The organism is Bradyrhizobium sp. USDA 3315 (assembly GCF_054056795.1).
The window spans coordinates 2,536,283-2,553,165 of record NZ_JBSRYP010000001.1 but is presented as its reverse complement, the minus strand read 5'-3'; the positions used below and the strand labels follow the sequence as shown (position 1 = coordinate 2,553,165).

General features: G+C 65.8%; 16 protein-coding genes. 11 read left to right on the top strand and 5 right to left on the bottom strand.

Annotated elements, in window-relative coordinates:
* Nucleotides 1–65 precede the first annotated feature (65 nt).
* Nucleotides 66–2,534, bottom strand: coding sequence for an ATP-dependent helicase HrpB (gene hrpB, locus ACVIYL_RS11650; RefSeq protein WP_456778597.1), 2,469 nt, complete (start codon nucleotides 2,532–2,534; stop codon nucleotides 66–68).
* Nucleotides 2,535–2,741: 207 nt separating this feature from the next.
* Between hrpB and ACVIYL_RS11645 the strand changes: the two genes are divergently transcribed.
* From ACVIYL_RS11645 to ACVIYL_RS11605, 9 genes are all read left to right on the top strand, one after another.
* On the top strand, nucleotides 2,742–3,809 hold the full coding sequence (locus ACVIYL_RS11645) for an acyltransferase family protein (protein WP_456778596.1): 1,068 nt from the start codon (nucleotides 2,742–2,744) through the stop codon (nucleotides 3,807–3,809).
* A gap of 246 nt (nucleotides 3,810–4,055) precedes the next feature.
* Nucleotides 4,056–4,667 (top strand): sigma-70 family RNA polymerase sigma factor, encoded by a 612-nt coding sequence (locus tag ACVIYL_RS11640; protein ID WP_057018990.1) that lies wholly within the window; start codon nucleotides 4,056–4,058, stop codon nucleotides 4,665–4,667.
* A 411-nt stretch (nucleotides 4,668–5,078) separates the two neighbouring features.
* Entirely contained in the window at nucleotides 5,079–5,774 is a 696-nt protein-coding gene (locus tag ACVIYL_RS11635) for a cytochrome c biogenesis CcdA family protein (protein ID WP_310881131.1), read from the top strand.
* Nucleotides 5,775–5,791: 17 nt separating this feature from the next.
* Nucleotides 5,792–6,370 (top strand): redoxin domain-containing protein, encoded by a 579-nt coding sequence (locus ACVIYL_RS11630; protein ID WP_456778595.1) that lies wholly within the window; start codon nucleotides 5,792–5,794, stop codon nucleotides 6,368–6,370.
* A 190-nt stretch (nucleotides 6,371–6,560) separates the two neighbouring features.
* On the top strand, nucleotides 6,561–7,967 hold the full coding sequence (locus ACVIYL_RS11625) for a cytochrome ubiquinol oxidase subunit I (protein ID WP_456778594.1): 1,407 nt from the start codon (nucleotides 6,561–6,563) through the stop codon (nucleotides 7,965–7,967).
* Nucleotides 7,964–8,965 carry a cytochrome d ubiquinol oxidase subunit II gene (gene cydB, locus ACVIYL_RS11620; RefSeq protein WP_168858892.1) on the top strand — a complete coding sequence of 334 codons (1,002 nt, stop codon included), beginning with the start codon at nucleotides 7,964–7,966 and terminating at the stop codon, nucleotides 8,963–8,965. Before ACVIYL_RS11625 ends, cydB begins: the two co-directional genes overlap by 4 nt.
* A complete protein-coding gene (locus tag ACVIYL_RS11615) occupies nucleotides 8,965–9,093 on the top strand; it encodes a DUF2474 domain-containing protein (RefSeq protein WP_141339964.1) in 129 nt (42 codons plus the stop codon). The genes cydB and ACVIYL_RS11615 overlap by 1 nt, the downstream gene beginning before the upstream one ends.
* A gap of 170 nt (nucleotides 9,094–9,263) precedes the next feature.
* On the top strand, nucleotides 9,264–9,857 hold the full coding sequence (locus ACVIYL_RS11610; RefSeq protein ID WP_057018994.1) for a L,D-transpeptidase: 594 nt from the start codon (nucleotides 9,264–9,266) through the stop codon (nucleotides 9,855–9,857).
* A gap of 61 nt (nucleotides 9,858–9,918) precedes the next feature.
* A complete protein-coding gene (locus ACVIYL_RS11605; RefSeq protein WP_456778593.1) occupies nucleotides 9,919–10,956 on the top strand; it encodes an amino acid ABC transporter substrate-binding protein in 1,038 nt (345 codons plus the stop codon).
* 355 nt (nucleotides 10,957–11,311) lie between these two features.
* Here the strand turns inward: ACVIYL_RS11605 and ACVIYL_RS11600 are convergent, their stop codons facing one another.
* Both ACVIYL_RS11600 and ACVIYL_RS11595 read right to left on the bottom strand, forming a co-directional pair.
* On the bottom strand, nucleotides 11,312–12,451 hold the full coding sequence (locus tag ACVIYL_RS11600; RefSeq protein WP_456778592.1) for an acyl-CoA dehydrogenase family protein: 1,140 nt from the start codon (nucleotides 12,449–12,451) through the stop codon (nucleotides 11,312–11,314).
* 152 nt (nucleotides 12,452–12,603) lie between these two features.
* The gene (locus tag ACVIYL_RS11595; protein WP_225649429.1) at nucleotides 12,604–13,788 is read right to left on the bottom strand and encodes an acyl-CoA dehydrogenase family protein; all 1,185 of its coding nucleotides are present in this window, start codon (nucleotides 13,786–13,788) and stop codon (nucleotides 12,604–12,606) included.
* A 168-nt stretch (nucleotides 13,789–13,956) separates the two neighbouring features.
* Here ACVIYL_RS11595 and ACVIYL_RS11590 point away from each other — a divergent pair, with 168 nt between their 5' ends.
* Both ACVIYL_RS11590 and ACVIYL_RS11585 read left to right on the top strand, forming a co-directional pair.
* Complete coding sequence (locus tag ACVIYL_RS11590) at nucleotides 13,957–14,502, top strand: carboxymuconolactone decarboxylase family protein (protein ID WP_028343517.1); 546 nt, start codon at nucleotides 13,957–13,959, stop codon at nucleotides 14,500–14,502.
* Between the two features lie 135 nt (nucleotides 14,503–14,637).
* Complete coding sequence (locus tag ACVIYL_RS11585) at nucleotides 14,638–15,132, top strand: VOC family protein (RefSeq protein ID WP_456778591.1); 495 nt, start codon at nucleotides 14,638–14,640, stop codon at nucleotides 15,130–15,132.
* A gap of 366 nt (nucleotides 15,133–15,498) precedes the next feature.
* Here ACVIYL_RS11585 and ACVIYL_RS11580 read toward each other — a convergent pair whose 3' ends face one another.
* Both ACVIYL_RS11580 and ACVIYL_RS11575 read right to left on the bottom strand, forming a co-directional pair.
* Nucleotides 15,499–16,002, bottom strand: a complete 504-nt coding sequence (locus ACVIYL_RS11580; RefSeq protein WP_076834901.1) for a DUF2938 domain-containing protein — start codon at nucleotides 16,000–16,002, stop codon at nucleotides 15,499–15,501.
* Entirely contained in the window at nucleotides 15,995–16,858 is an 864-nt protein-coding gene (locus ACVIYL_RS11575; protein WP_456778590.1) for a class I SAM-dependent methyltransferase, read from the bottom strand. The genes ACVIYL_RS11580 and ACVIYL_RS11575 overlap by 8 nt, the downstream gene beginning before the upstream one ends.
* Nucleotides 16,859–16,883 lie beyond the last annotated feature (25 nt).

The following is a 16,883-nucleotide window of genomic DNA, read 5'->3' as shown; positions in this document are numbered from 1 at the left end:
AACGATGGATTGCTTCGTCGCTATCGCTCCTCGCAATGACGGCGATGCATGAGATTCGCGACCCGTCACGTGCCGCGCGGTTTCACGCGCCTGGTCGGCATCGCGCTGGCGGGATCTTCCGGCCAGGGATGGCGCGGATAGCGGCCGCGCAGGTCGGAACGCACCGCAGCGTAACTGCCGCGCCAGAAGCCGGGCAGATCGCGCGTCACCTGCACCGGCCGCTGTGCCGGCGACAGCAGTTCCAGCACCAGCGGCACCGCGCCCTTGGCGATCGAGGGATGGGTGTTGAGCCCGAACAGCTCCTGCAGCCGCACCGCGATGGTCGGGCCCTGCTCGGCCTCGTAATCGATCGCGAGCTGCGTTCCGGTCGGCGCCTCGAAATGCGTCGGCGCCTCGCGATCGAGCCGCGCGCGCAATTCCCACGGCAGCAACGCCATCAGCGCGTCCGACAGGTCGCCGGCGGACAGGTCCTTCAGCGCGGTCTTGTCGTAGAGCGCCGGCACCAGCCAGTCGTCGGCACGCGCGGCGAGCGCGGTGTCGGACAGATCGGGCCAGCTCTCGTCCTCGGCCTTGCGCAGGAACATGACACGGTCGCGCCATTGCTTGGAGTGCTTCGACCACGGCAACCGGTCGAGCCCGGCCGCGATGAGCCCGTCGGCGAAGACGCGCGCGGTCTCGGCCGAGGGCGACAGCGACATCGGTGCTTCCGACAGCGTGATCGCGTGCAGCGAACGCCGGCGCCGCGCGCGCAGCGCCATCGCGCCGCGGTCGAACGTCACCTCTTCCACGTTCTCGATCTGGTCGGCGAAACGCTGCTCGATCTCCTCCTGGGTGATCGGCGCCGCCAGCAGGATGCGGCCGCTCGCGGCCGTGCCGGTCAGTTCGGCGACCGCGATATAAGGCAGCCGCGCCAGCGCCGCGGTCTGCTCGACGGCGGCACCGCGGCCGTTGGCCAGCACGAAGCTGCCATTGCCGCGGTTCCTGGCGACCCGATCCGGGAATGCGAAGGCCAGCATGACGCCGGTGGAGAGATCCTTCGCTTCGCCGACAGCCGACTTCACCTGCGCGGCCCAGCGCGCCGCCATGCTGCGAGCGCTCGATGCGCGCTGCGAACGGTCGCGGCGGAACTGGTCGAGCCTGACGTCGAGATCGACACTGTCGCCGCCGAGCCCGCGCTCGGTCAGAACCGCGGCGATCTCGGCCGCCTCCTCGCCCATACCGAAGCGGGCGGAATCCACGATCATGCGCGCCAGCCGCGGCGGCAGCGCCAGCGCGCGCAGGCTCTGCCCTTCCTCTGTCATGCGGCCATCACCGTCGAGCGCCCCGAGCTCCGACAGCAGCGATCTGGCTTCCTTCAGCGCCGGTCCCGGCGGTGGATCGAGGAAGGCAAGGCCCGCGGGATCGCTGACGCCCCATTGCGCGAGGTCGAGCACCAGCGAGGACAGATCGGCGGAGAGGATTTCGGGCGCGGTGTAGGCCGGTAGCGACGCGGTCTGCGGCTCGTCCCAGAGCCGGTAGCAGACGCCGGGCTCGATGCGGCCGGCGCGGCCGCGCCGCTGATCCACCGCGGCGCGCGACGCCCGCACAGTCTCGAGCCGCGTCAATGCAATGTCTGGCTCGTAGCGCGGCACCCGCGCGAGGCCGGAATCGACCACAATGCGGACGCCCTCGATGGTCAGCGAGGTCTCGGCGATCGAGGTCGCCAGCACCACCTTGCGGGTGCCCTTCGGCGCCGGCGCGATGGCGCGATCCTGCACGCTGGCATCGAGCGCGGCGAACAGCGGCACGATCTCGACCGCGGCGTCGTGCACGCGCTCGGCCAAAAAAGTCTGGGTGCGGCGGATCTCGGCGGCGCCCGGCAGGAAGGCGAGCACCGAGCCGGCATCGGCGCGCAGCGCGGCCGCGATCGTCTCGGCCATCTGCCGCTCCAGCGGCGCGTCGACCTTGCGGCCGACGTAACGGGTCTCGACCGGAAAGGCGCGCCCCTCACTTTCGACCACCGGCGCGTCGCCGAGCAGTTTTCCGACGCGTGCGCCGTCGAGCGTTGCCGACATCACGAGGATCCGCAGGTCCTCGCGCAGGCCGGTCTGCGCGTCGCGCGCCAGCGCCAGCCCGAGATCGGCATCGAGCGAGCGCTCGTGGAATTCGTCGAACAGCACCGCGGCGACGCCGTTGAGCTCGGGATCGTCGAGGATCTGGCGCGAGAAGATGCCTTCGGTGACGACCTCGATCCGAGTCGCGCGCGACACCTTCGAGCCGAAGCGCACGCGATAGCCGACGGTCTCGCCGGCACGCTCGCCGAGCGTCTTCGCCATCCGCTCCGCGCTGGCGCGCGCGGCGATGCGGCGCGGCTCCAGCACGATGATCTTCTTGCCCCTCGCCCAGGGTGCATCGAGCAACGCCAACGGCACGCGCGTGGTCTTGCCGGCGCCCGGCGGCGCCACCAGCACCGCGGCGTTGTGGCCCTCGAGCGTGCGATCGAGCTCATCGAGCACGGCGTCGATCGGCAGCGGACTATCGAATTGGCGCGGCAAGGACTTTTCATCATCGCAGCGGCGCTCGGGCCGGGCTGCGTCCCATGGTTAACAATCCGTGTCGGATTCCCTCGCCTCTTAGACCATTCGCCGGTCACGGGAAACCCGCGGAAAGGTCCGGCTTGGTGGCACACCATTTGTATCAATAAAGGAGAAAGCAACCGATCGGGCCGATGATAGGCACGATCACGCCGGAACGAGACAAAGATGACCACGAACGGCACAGCCGCTGCGACAGATCGTTCCGCCCCAGGCGCGAGCGGACGCGTCGACTGGGTCGACTACGCCAAGGGCATCTGCATCATCATGGTCGTGATGATGCATTCGGTGCTGGGGGTCGAGAAGGCCGCGGACCAGACCGGCTTCATGCACTACGTCGTGATGTTCGCGAAGCCGTTCCGGATGCCGGACTTCTTCCTGATCTCGGGCCTGTTCCTGTCGGTCGTGATCGATCGCGACTGGCGCACCTATCTCGACCGCAAGGTGATGCACTTCGCCTATTTCTACGTGCTCTGGATGACGATCCAGTTCGGCTTCAAGGCGCCGTCGCTGGCCGCCGAGACCGGTTGGGCCCAGGTTGGACTGCAATACCTCGAATCCTTCATCGAGCCGTTCGGCACGCTGTGGTTCATCTATCTGCTGCCGATCTTCTTCGTCGTCACCAAGCTCGCGCGCAACGTCCACCCGCTCGTGATCTGGCTGATCGCAACAGCGCTGGAGACCGCGCATGTCGCGACCGGCTGGACCGTGATCGACGAGTTCTGCTCCCGCTTCGTCTACTTCTACACCGGCTATGTCCTCTCCGATTACGTGTTCGCGCTCTCGGACCGCGCGCGGGCACGGCCTGCGCTTGCCCTGCTCGGGCTTGGGCTCTGGGCGCTGATCAATGGCGGCCTGGTTGCGCTCGAGGTGAGCGAATGGCCGGTCGTCTCGCTGGCACTCGGCTTTGCCGGCGCCTGCGCGATCATCGTGACCGGCACGCTGCTGGCGCGCGCGCACTGGCTCGGCTTCCTGCGCTTCTGCGGCGAGCATTCGATCGTGATCTATCTCGCCTTCTTCCTGCCGATGGCTGCGTCACGCACCCTTCTGCTGCGCTTCGGCGTCATCCACGACATCGGCCTGATCTCGCTGATCGTGACCGCGGTCGGCGTCGCCGGCTCGCTCGTGATCTGGCGGCTGGCGCTGGCGGCGCGGGCCAATTTCCTGTTCGAACGGCCCGATGCGTTCTGGATTGCCCCGAAAAAGGCGGCGCCCTCGCTGCAGGCGGCCGAATAAGCCCCGACAGTGCCAGAAGTCATAACAGCCGGATTCGTTCCGACGGCGGGAATCCGGCCGTTCGAATTTTCCTCGCATTGAAATTATTGGCTTTTTGGTCCCGAATGTTTCGTCGTCGGGCCGGCGACGAAACAATTCTCCCGTTCACGAAACCATTTTCCGCTTTTCGCGCAGACATCCGGAAACGGGCCGTAACTAACAATTCTCCCAACGAACCGCCGCCCAACGGCGAACTGGGAGCCTGTCATGCCGAACGTCATCGCCATCAACTCTGCAGCCACGAAGCATATCGACGCTGCTCGCGCGACCTCGGATGAAACGCTGCTCGCGCGTATCGCCAAGAATAACCGCACCTCGATGCACACGCTCTATTCCCGTCATAACGTCCGGGTTTACCGCTTCGTGCTCCGCATGGTGCGCGACACCACGATGGCCGAGGACCTGGTGAGCCAGGTGTTCCTGGACGTCTGGCGCACCGCGGCCCAATTCGAGGGCCGCTCGCAGGTCTCGACCTGGCTGCTCTCGATCGCCCGCTTCAAGGCGCTGACCGCGCTGCGCCAGCGCAAGCATGAGGACATCGACCAGGACGACGTGCTGGAGATCGCCGACGGCGCCGACACGCCGGAAACCTCGCTCGATCGCGCCACCACCAGCGAGATCCTGCGCGCCTGTGTGGCCAAGCTGTCGCCGGCTCACCGCGAGATCATCAATCTGGTCTACTACCATGAGAAGTCGGTCGAGGAGGCCGGGCAGATCATCGGGATCCCGCAGAGCACGGTGAAGACCCGCATGTTCTATGCCCGCAAGCAGCTCGCCGACCTCCTGCGGGGTGCCGGCGTGGATAGCGTCGCCGCATAAAAGACTGCAAATTCAACACCTTAAAGGGAAATAACGCGACCTGGGCAATTGTCCACGAAGCCGAAAAATTCAGGCGACGAAACAATTGAAACAATCGACGACATCACCCGGAAAAACGCGACCTCTATACCTATATCCAACGACGCAACCCCAACCCCAATCCACTGAACCGATTTCGATACCTCTTCGTTCTAACCTCCCAAGTAGCCTCCAACGACCCGGCCGGGATGCCCCCCAGCCGGGTCGCTCTGTATTTGGCGCGACGTCGTGAAGCCGAGTGCGCCTCGCCTCACACAGACGTGACGCGGCCCGCGACCGGTCCGCCGTAACGGCCAAACCGTCCTTGCGAAGAACATCAGGCGTACCCGGCACGGCCCTCTGGCGCGCCGGGACTCTGATGGACGGATGACGATGCTCAGCCTTGCCCTTGCCCTGCTTGCCGGTGTCGCCACCGTCGCCGCCCCTTGCACCCTGCCGATGCTGCCGATCCTGCTCGGGGTATCGATAGGCCAGACCGGCAAGGCGCGGCCCGCGATGATCGCGCTCGGCTTCGTGATGTCATTCTCTGCGGTGGCATTGCTGCTGAGCGCGATCACGCGCGCCTTCGATTTCGATCCGAACGTGCTGCGGACCGGCGCGGCCGTGCTGCTCGCGGGCTTCGGCCTCCTGATGATCTGGCCGGCGCCGTTCGAATGGCTGTCGATCCGGCTCACCGGCGCTACCGGCAACGTCGGACAGGCGGCGCCGTCGCAAAGCCTGTTCGGCGGCTTCGTGCTCGGCTCTACGCTCGGCCTGGTGTGGACGCCGTGCGCCGGCCCCGTGCTCGGCTCGATCCTGACCATCGTCGCGACCTCGAAGGACACCGCGTGGGCGAGCCTGCAGCTCGTCACCTACGCGATCGGCGCCGCGATCCCGATGCTTGCGATTGCCTATGGCGGACAGGCCGTCACCACGCGCGTGCGCAGCATGGCGCGGATCGCGCCGCGCCTGCAGCAGGGCTTCGGCGTCGTGATCGTCGCATTCGCCGCGCTGTCCTACCTGCAATACGACACGCTGATCGTGGCATGGCTGACCCAGTTCTATCCCAACGGCCAGATCGGCCTGTAAGCCCAAAGGAGATATCGATGTCCCTGCGCTTGATTGCCGTATCCGCTCTGGTTACGGGCCTTGGCCTCGGCGGCGCCGTCATTCCCGGCCTCTGCACCGAGTCAGACGCGCCGGCGCAGCCGGTGCCGCGGGCGATCGCCATGACCGCCGAACAGAGCCAGACCGCGCCCGAATTCGTCGGCATCAGCAACTGGTTCAATTCGCAGCCGCTCAGGCTCGCCGACCTGCGCGGCAAGGTCGTGCTGGTGGATTTCTGGACCTATGGCTGCGTCAACTGCGTCAACACGCTGCCGCACGTGACCCAGCTCTATTCGAAGTACCGGGATCGCGGCCTCGTCGTGATCGGTGTCCACACGCCGGAATTCCCGTTCGAGCATTCGGCCTCCAACGTGCAGGCGGCGCTGAAGCGGCACGGCATCCTCTATCCGGTGGCGCAGGACAACAATTCGCAGACCTGGAACGCCTACCGCAACCAGTATTGGCCGGCGCAATACGTGATCGACCAGAACGGCAAGATCGTGTTCCAGCACGCCGGCGAGGGACAGTACGACGAGATCGACCGCACCGTCGCGCGGCTGCTCAACGCCAATAGCTAAAGCCTGATGAAAATCAGGTTGAGCTGGAACGGCGTCGAAAGCTCACCTCTCCCCGACGGGGAGAGGTGAACCGGGACCGCGCCAAGCCGATCCAGCCAAAACTCAACCCGCTCTAGTCGGACAATCGCCCTCTTTGTCGTCACAGCTGACGTGGTAAGGTCCACGCCAGGTCGACGACGGATGGTGCGTAATGTTCGAAGGCTGGGATGCGGTCGTACTCGCCCGCGCGCAATTCGCTTTCACGATGTCGTTCCACATCGTGCTTCCCGCATTCTCGATCGGGCTTGCGAGCTATCTCGCGGTGCTGGAAGCGCTGTGGCTTGCCACCAGGCGCGAGGTCTACATCAACCTGTTCAATTACTGGCTGAAGATCTTCGCGGTCGCGTTCGGCATGGGCGTGGTCTCGGGCATCGTGATGTCCTACCAGTTCGGCACCAACTGGTCGTCCTTTGCCGACAAGACCGGGCCGGTGATCGGCCCGATGATGGCCTATGAGGTGCTGACCGCATTCTTCCTGGAAGCCGGTTTCCTCGGCGTGATGCTGTTCGGGCTCGAGCGCGTCGGCCCCAGGCTGCACTTCGTGGCGACGCTGATGGTCGCGATCGGCACGCTGATCTCGGCGTTCTGGATTCTGTCGGCCAATTCCTGGATGCAGACACCGACCGGCCACGCCGTCAACGCCGACGGCCAGTTCGTCGCCGCCGACTGGCTCAAGGTGATCTTCAATCCGTCGTTCCCCTATCGCCTCGTGCACATGGTGCTGGCGGCGTACCTCACCACCTCGCTCGTGGTCGGCGCGGTCGGTGCCTGGCATCTGCTGCGCGACCAGCATCTGGCGGGAGCGCGCGTGATGTTCTCGATGGCGATGTGGATGGCCACCCTGGTGGCGCCGATCCAGATCCTCGCCGGCGACCAGCACGGCCTCAACACGCTGGAGCACCAGCCCGCCAAGGTGATGGCGATGGAAGGCCATTACCAGAGCCACAAGGACGGCGCGCCGCTGATCCTGTTCGGCTGGCCCGACCAGCGTGAGGCGAAGGTGAAGTATGCGATCGAGGTGCCGAAACTGTCGTCGCTGATCCTGAAGCATTCGCTCGACGCGCCGCTGGCCGGCCTCGACACCGTGCCGCGCGAGAACTGGCCGCCGGTGCCGATCACCTTCTGGTCGTTCCGCATCATGGTCGGCCTCGGCTTCCTGATCATGGGGCTCGGCCTGCTCAGCCTTTTGATGCGCTGGCGGGGGATGATGTACCAGTCGCCGCTGCTGCATCGCTTCGCCGTGCTGATGGGCCCCGCCGGCTTCATCGCGGTGCTCGCGGGCTGGATCACCACGGAGACCGGGCGGCAACCGTTCACGGTCTACGGGCTGCTGCGGACCGCCGATTCGGCGTCGCCGCTGGCGGCGCCCGCGGTGGGCTCGTCGCTGATCGCCTTCATCATCGTCTATTTCGCCGTGTTCACCGCGGGCGTGATCTACATCCTGCGGCTGATGGCGCAGCCGCCGCATCCCGGCGAGCAGGGCCCGACAAAGGATCTTCCCGCCCGCGCAGCCGGCATCACGCCGGCGGCGGGCGCAGCCGTGGAGGGCGCGCGATGATCGATCTCGCCACGATCTGGGCCTTCATCATCGCCTTTGCCGTGTTCGTCTATGTCGTGATGGACGGCTTCGATCTCGGCCTCGGCATCCTGTTCCCACTGTTTCCGCAAAAGACCGACCGCGACGTCATCATGAACACGGTGGCGCCGGTGTGGGACGGCAACGAGACCTGGCTGGTGCTCGGCGGCGGCGGCATGATGGCGGCGTTTCCGCTGGCCTATGCGGTGCTGATGCCGGCGCTCTACACGCCGATGATCGCGATGCTGCTCGGCCTCGTGTTCCGCGGCGTCGCCTTCGAATTCCGCTGGCGGACCCAGAAGGCGCGCAACAAATGGGATATCGCTTTCGCCGGCGGCTCGCTGCTTGCGACACTGGCGCAGGGGATCGCGCTCGGCGCCATCCTGCAGGGCATCCATGTCGAGGGCCGCCAGTACGCCGGCGGCTGGTGGGATTGGCTGACGCCGTTCAGCGTCCTGACCGGCGTCGCGCTGGTGATCGGCTACGCGCTGCTCGGCGCGACCTGGCTGGTGATGAAGACCGAGGGCGAGTTGCGCGACCGCGCCTATCATCTGAGCTGGATGTTGTTGGTCGCGATGCTCTGCGCGATCGGCGCCGTCAGCATCGCGACGCCGTTCCTCAGCGTGCAGTACACCCAGCGCTGGTTCGCCTGGCCCAACATCATCCTCACCGCGCCGGTGCCGATCGCGGTCGCCGCCGTCACCGCGCTGCTGCTGCGCGCGCTGAGCAACAAGAACGACCATCAGCCGTTCTTCCTGACGCTCGGGCTGTTCGCGCTGTCCTATGCCGGACTCGGCATCAGCATGTATCCGTACATCGTGCCGCAGAGCATCACGATCTGGCAGGCGGCGGCACCGACCAACAGCCAGGTCTTCATGCTGGTCGGTGTCTCGATCCTGGTGCCGCTGATCCTCGGCTACACCGCCTGGGCCTATTGGGTGTTCCGCGGCAAGGTGCGCCCCGGCCACGGATACCACTGATGCCCGAGAGCCCGAATCAGCGGCCGCTCGGCCAGCGCCTGCTGTGGTTCGCAGCGCTCTGGCTCGGCGGCGTCGGCACCGTGGCGCTGATCTCGTTCGCCTTGCGACTCTGGATCGCGCCGAAATGAGGCGGCCCGCGCAACGTGCCGCGACAATCAATGACAAAAAACAGAAGCATTACAGGGATATACCTGTGATGCCGCCCTAAGCTTGCCATCAAGCTGCCGCTGAGATTTGATGCTGCCTGATTTGCGGGTGGAGCAACCATTTGGCCGCGTGCCAACAAGGAGAGCTTTCAATGACGAAGTTTCGTCACCTGGTCTGGATGTTGATCGCGACGGGCGCGCTCGTGCTGTCGACGTCGCAGGGCTTCGCCCAGAACCGCCCGGACGCCGACGAGCCCGGCCTTGTTGCTGACGACGGCTACGAGCTCGACCCGGAATGGCAGAAGCAGGTCGTATATTACCGGACCAGTGAGGCGCCGGGCACCATCATCGTCGCGACCGCCGAGCGCCATCTTTATTTGGTGCAGGGTAATGGCCGCGCGCTCCGCTACGGTATCGGCGTCGGCCGCGAAGGCTTTCAATGGCAGGGCCTGGTGAGCATTACCCGCAAGGCCGAGTGGCCGGACTGGGTGCCGCCGCCGGAAATGATCGCGCGCCAGCCCTATCTGCCGCGCTTCATGGCGGGCGGCCCGGGCAATCCGCTCGGCGCACGCGCGATGTATCTCGGCACCACGGTCTACCGCATCCACGGCACCAACCGGCCCGACACCATCGGCACCGCCGTTTCCTCCGGCTGCTTCCGCCTGGTCAACAACGACGTCGCCGATCTCTACAACCGCGTTCCGGTCGGCACCAAGGTGATCATCCGGCAGAAGCCCGAACTCTGATCTCTACCCGCCTTCGATATCCGCCCCGCTTTTCCCCCCGATCCTTCGCGAGAGAGAACCCATGCGTACATTTCGAGGCGGCCTGACGATCGGGCTCGCGATCGCCGCACTGGTTGCGGCCGCCGCCATCACCTATGAGCGTTACGACACCCGCACGCTGAAGCGCACCGTCCGTCGCGGCGACGTGCTGTGCGGCGTCAACAAGGGCCTGCCGGGCTTCTCGATTCCGGACGACAAGGGTAACTGGAGCGGCTTCGACGTCGACTTCTGCCGCGCGGTCGCGTCGGCGATCTTCGACGACCCGTCGAAGGCGAAGTTCGTGCCGCTCGACGCCAGCGAGCGCTTCAAGGAGCTGCAGAATCGCAAGGTCGACATCCTCTCGCGCAACTCCACCTGGAGCATGTCGCGCGAGACCAACTACGACCTCTATTTCCCCGCGGTCGCCTATTATGACGGCCAGGGCTTCATGCTGCCACGCTCGCGCAACATCGATTCCGCGCTCGACCTGAACGGCAGCAAGGTCTGCGTGCAGGCCAACACCACGACGCAGCTCAATCTCGCCGACTATTTCCGTGCCAACAACATGAAGTACACGGAGATGAAGTTCGACAAGCTGGACGACGTCGTGAAGGCCTACAACTCCGGCCAGTGCGATACGCTGACATCGGACGCCTCGCAGCTCTATGCGCTGCGGCTCAACCTCGCCAAGCCGAGCGACCACACGATCCTCGCCGACATCATCTCCAAGGAGCCGCTGGCGCCGGTGGTGCGCTTGCGCGACGACGACTGGATGATGATCGTGAAGTGGACGCTGTACGCCATGATCAACGCCGAAGAGCTCGGCATCACCTCGAAGAACATCGACGAGGCGCTGAAGTCGAAGAAGCCGGAGGTGATGCGGCTGGTCGGCACCGAGGGCAGCTATGGCGAGGATCTCGGTCTGACCAAGGACTGGGCGGTGCGCATCATCCGCCATGTCGGCAATTACGGCGAGGTCTACGACCGCAACGTCGGCGCCGACTCCAAGCTGAAGATCCCGCGCGGCATGAACCAACTCTGGAACGCCGGCGGCGTCCAGTACGCGCCGCCGATCCGGTAGACTCTCCATCGTCATTGCGAGGAGCTCGCGACAGAATTGCAAAGCAATTTTGCGCTGAAGCGACGAAGCAATCCATTTCGCCACAAGTGGAGAGATGGATTGCTTCGCTTCGCTCGCAATGACGAGCCTATGCCAAGCCGCCCTCACCGCTGTCATCACCCGCGCGAAAGCGGGTGATCCAGTACGCCGCGGCTTCTCGGCTCAAGCGCCGACGTCTCTGGAATACTGGAACGCCCGGTCCCGTCTACGCCAAGGCTTCGACGAGGCTTTCGCTTTCAGGCGCGCCGAAGCTTGAGCGAAGGCGGCGAGCCGGGCGATGACAGCGTGTTGCGTAGCGACAATGACGCGGCGAAGATCAATACCCCTTGCCGCTCGCCAGCTGGTCGGTGTGGAAGTTGCTGTCGCCGAACAGCTCCTGACAGACGCGGGCGCGCTTCATGAAGAAGCCGATGTCGAACTGGTCGGTCATGCCCATGCCGCCATGCATCTGCACGCCCTCCTGCACGGCCAGCGTCGCAGTGGTGCCGGCGCGGGCCTTTGCCACCGCGACCGCGGTGGCCGCCTTGTCGATGTCCGTGTCGAGCGCCTGCAGCGCCTTCAACACAGCGGCGCGCGTAATCTCGATATCGATGTAGAGCTGCGCGGCACGGTGCTGCAGCGCCTGGAATTCGCCGATCGCCTTGCCGAACTGCTTGCGCTCCTTCAGATAGGCCACGGTGCGGCCGAACACCTCGTCGGAGAGGCCGACCATTTCGGACGCCACCGCGCCGCGGCCGATATTGAGCACGCCCTCGAGCAGCCCAAAGCCCTGATCGACTTCGCCGAGCACGCCGTCGGCGTTGACCTCGACATTGTCGAACACGATGCGCGCCGCGTTGTGCGAATCGACCATCGCGGTGCGCTCGACCGCGAGCCCCTTCGCCTTCGGATCGACCAGGAACAGCGTCAGCCCGTTCCTGTCGCCGGCGCTGCCCGCGCTGCGCGCGGCGACAATCAGGAGGTCGGCGGTGTGGCCGTCGACCACGAAGGCCTTGTCGCCCGACAGCTTGAAGCCGTTGCCGGAGCGCGTGGCCTGTAACTTCGTCTGCAGCGGGCGATGCTTGGCGCCCTCATCGATCGCGAGCGCCGCCAGCAGCGAGCCGTCGGCGATCTTCGGCAGATGCTGCGCCTTCTGCGCCTCGCTGCCGCCGCGCGACAGCGCCGAGGCGGCGAGCACCGAGGTCGCGAGGAACGGCGACGGCATCAAGGTGCGGCCGATTTCCTCCATGACGATGCCGGCCTCGACGCAGCCGAGCCCGCTGCCGCCGAACTGGTCCGGCACCAGCAGGCCGGAGAAGCCCATCTCCGCAAATGTCTTCCAGAGATCGCGCGAGAAGCCGGTGGCATCCTTGGCATCGCGCAGGCCGCGCAGATGCGCCACCGGCGCCTTGTCGCTGATGAGACCGCGCGCACTGTCGCGCAGCATGGATTGTTCTTCGGTGAGGACGAGGGCCATAGGAAATCCGATCTAACGTTCTAAGCAACGGTCTAAGTTCGTCATTCCGGGGCGATGCGACAGCATCGAACCCGGAATCTCGAGGTTCCACAATGCGCAACTGCGCATTAGGGTTCGCCGCTTCGCGACGCCCCGGAACGACGGTGCAGCGATCACGCGCCCGGCAAATCGAGGATGCGCTTGGCGACGATGCCGAGCATCACCTCCGAGGTGCCGCCCTCGATCGAATTGGCCTTGGTGCGTAGCCAGGCGCGCGGCCGGGCGCCGCCTTTGGAGCGGTCGCTCTCCCATTCCAGCGCGTCGATGCCGCCGGCCGACATCAGGATCTCGTAGCGGCGCTTGTTGAGCTCGGTGCCGTAATATTTCATCGCCGAGGAGAACGCCGGGTGCGACTGCCCGGCCTTGGCGAGATCGACCGCGCGCTCGGCGGCGGCCGCGAGCGCGGCCTCGTCGACCTCGAAGCTCGCGATCTGGCTGCGCAGCTGCGCGTCATCGAGCTTGCCTTGCGCGTCCGCGCCGACGGAGTCGGCGGCGATCTGGCCGAGCGGACGGCCGACGCCGCGCTCGCCCATGCCGGAGATCATCGCGCGCTCGTGCTGCAGCAGATATTTCGCGACATCCCAGCCGCGATTGACGGTGCCGACGACATGCGACTTCGGCACGCGGACATTGTCGAAGAAGGTTTCGCAGAACGGCGAATAGCCCGAGATCAGCAGGATCGGCTTGGTCGACACGCCCTTCGAGGTCATGTCGAACAGGATGAAGCTGATGCCGTCATGCTTCTTGGCCGCCGGATCGGTGCGCACCAGGCAGAAGATCCAGTCGGCGTAGTTGGCATAGGACGTCCAGATCTTCTGGCCGTTGATGATGTAGTCGTCGCCGTCGCCGACCGCGCGGGTCTGCAGCGAGGCGAGGTCGGAGCCGGCGTTCGGCTCGGAATAGCCCTGGCACCAGCGGATCAGGCCTGCGGTGATCTTCGGCAGATGCTCCTTCTTCTGCTCCTCGGTGCCGTATTTCAGCAGCGCCGGTCCGAGCATCGAGATGCCGAACGAGGTCAGCGGCTGACGCGCGCCGATCGCAGCCATCTCCTGGCGCACGATCTTGGCCTCCTCGCCGTCGAGGCCTCCGCCGCCATATTCCTTCGGCCAATGCGGCACGGTCCAGCCCTTGTCGCGCATCCGCTCGAACCAGACGCGCTGCGCTTCGGACGAGAATTTCGTGTTGCGGCCACCCCAGAAGGTATCGCCATCCGAGGTCATCGGCTTGCGCATCTCCGCCGGGCAATTCTGCTCCAGCCAGGCGCGGGTCTCCGCGCGGAATTTCTCGAGGTCAGCCATGGTGCGTTTCCAGTCAAATTCGACGAATTGGATTCGACCTTAGACCTACGCAGCCGCCGAATTCAATATGCCTCGCGGCCGCGCCATGCTCTGGCGTCGCTACTCACCTCGCGCGATCGGGTGTATCGCCGAGATGGGGTAACGCTTGAAAAACAAAAGGAAACGGACATGCGGCTGAAGCTGCTTTCGCCTAGCGAAATGAACGCCGCCCAGAAAGAAACCTACGACGAGTCGATCGCCGGCAAGCGCGGTGCGCCACCCGCGCCGATGATGGCCTGGCTGAACAGCCCGGAGATGGCACGGCATGCCACGCGGCTCGGCGAGGTGCTGCGCTTCGACACGATCTTTCCCCCAAAGCTGTCGGAGATCGCGATCCTCGTCACCGCGCGGCACTGGACCGCGCATTACGAGTGGTATGCCCACAAGCGCCTGGCGCTGAAGGGCGGCCTCGACCCGAAGATCATCGAGGACATTCGCGTGCGCCGGACGCCGAGCTTCGACGATCCCAAGGCCAGGGTGATCTACGACGTCGCCAAGGCGCTGCACGAAGGTCACGGCCTCCCGAAGGCACTGTATGACGAGGCGGTCGAGGTGCTGAGCCAGCGCGGCCTGGTCGAGGTGATCGGCCTCTGCGGCTACTACACGATGGTGTCGATGACGCTGAACACGTTCGAGTTCCAGCTGCCCGGCGGCGAGTTGTCGGAGCTCTGCTAGGCCCGGCGACCGTGGCGCCTTTCGGAAACGCTGCGTTTCCGGATCGAACGCTCCGGCGTCGGCAAATCCGGACTATATCAGGCGGCGAAAGCTCGCCCCTGATGGCGGGGGCATTGACGTCAACGGAGTCCGCTCATGCCAGAGAATCCCCCCATCATCGCGGGCACCCGGATCGGGCATGTCCACCTCAAGGTGGCCGATCTCGAGCGGGCGCTCGGCTTCTATTGCGGCGTGCTCGGGTTCGAGCTGCAGCAGCGGCTGGGCGCGGACGCGGCCTTCATCTCGGCCGGCGGCTATCACCACCACATCGGCCTCAACACCTGGGAAAGCAAGGGTGGCCATCCGCCGCCGCCGGGCACCACGGGCCTGTTCCACACCGCCATCCTCTATCCCACCCGCCCGGCGCTCGCCGACGCGCTGCACCGGGTGCTGTCGGCCGGCATCCAGCTCGACGGCGCCAGCGACCACGGCGTCAGCCAGGCGCTGTACCTGCGCGATCCCGATGAAAACGGCGTCGAGCTCTATTGGGATCGCCCCGAGGCCGAATGGCCGCGCAGCGCGGACGGCAAGCTCGCGATGTTCACGCGACGGCTGGACCTGGACGACCTGCTGAAACAGCGTGCGGCGTAATTCCGCAAGGCGATAATTTCGTAGCCCGGATGAAGCGCAGCGAAATCCGGGGTTCGCTCCATGAGGTAATACTGCTCCCGGATTACGCTTCGCTCCATCCGGGCTACGAGTGCTTTCCCCTTCCCCCTGAAAGGGGGAAGGTCGGGATGGAGGTTAGCCGCGGGCTCTGCTGCAAGTGGAGAGAGCAGATCCCCACCCGCTTTGCTCTGCGAGCAAAGCGACCTCCCCTTTCCAAGGGGAGGTGAAGAGGTAGCTCGGATGGAGCCAACGGGTCGCGCGAGCGCGCGCCCGATGACAGGCTCCGCGAAATCCGGGGTTGGCACCGTCGGGTGATACTGTTCCCGGATTGCGCTTCGCTCATCCGGGCTACGAGTTCAGGAACGGGTGCGCGAGCCAGCCGGCCGCATAAAGCCCAATCCCAAACACCGTGTGCGTCACGAGGCTCTGCAGCCGCGCCGCCCATGGATGGGGCGTACGGCTCGCGGCAATGCCGGCGCCCATCGCGGGCTGCATCACCAGGAACGGCGCGGCCACGCTGCCGATCCCGACCATCAGAGCCGGAGCGATGGTGGGCTGCCGCGCCCAATCGAGGCCGAAGATCGCAAGCAGCACGCCGGCAAAGCCGATCCCGATCAGATAATGCGCGGTCCATCCGATGACCCGTTCGCCCACGACCTGTGGTGACGCGGCGATGCGGTCGTGGCGCAGGCGAGCGGATACGAGATGGCCGAGCCAGCGACCGACCAGGGCATAGTCCAGCGACGGGATGCCAAGCAGGCGCTTTCGAACCATCCCCCAGATGTCCATCACGACGGTCGCACCGATCCCGGTCAGCACCGCGCTCGCCACAAATTCCGCGGCTTCAACCATGCGCGGCCTCCGCCGGCGCTCGTGCCGCGACCATCCAGCAGGCGGCGGTGAAGCGAATCTCGGTCCCGTGGATGTAGCGATCGAACGCACCGCGCACGGTCTCGATCACTCGCGTGCGGCGCGGCTCCTCCATCGCCTGCAGCATCGTCCCGACCGGGCCGAGCCAGCTCACATAGTGGGCCAGCTGTGATGCCGGAAAGCCGAGGGCGACATCGACCGGTTCGATCGCGATCGCGTCCCAGCCGCTATCCTCCAGGATAGTTTCGACCCGCTTCCGGTCGGCAAAGCCGAACTGCCCCGGCGCATCGGGACGCCGCGGCGGAAGATCCGGCAGCAACGGCTTCGCTGCCTGTTCCGCCGTCGTCATGAACGGGTTCTCGGCGGCGCCGCGCCAGGCGATGAAGCGGAGCGCAGCATCCGGCCGGGCCGCGCGGCGCAGATTGGCGAAAGCCTGCACCGGATCGGCAAAGAACATCACGCCGAGGCGCGAGATGATCATGTCGAAGCTCGCGGGCGCGAACGGATAGGTCTGCGCGTCGGCGCAGATGAAGCTGACCGGCCGCCCTTCCCGCTCCGCGCGGGCGCGCGCCGCCGCGATCATCGGCTCGGAAACGTCGATGCCGGTGCAATGCCCCTGCTGGCGGAGCAATTGGGCAACGGCGAACGTTGTGGCGCCCGTGCCGCAACCGATATCGAGCACGCGGCTTGCCGCGGCATCGGACACCGCCTGAACGAGCAGTTCTTCAAGCGGCCTGAACATCCCTTCCAGCACCTCGCGCGTCTCGACCCAGGCGCGGCCGGCGGCGCCGTTCCAGAGTTTGACCTGCTCGTCGTCGACTTGCGCTGCGACACCCATGATTCTCGTCCTTGTTGATGCTTGC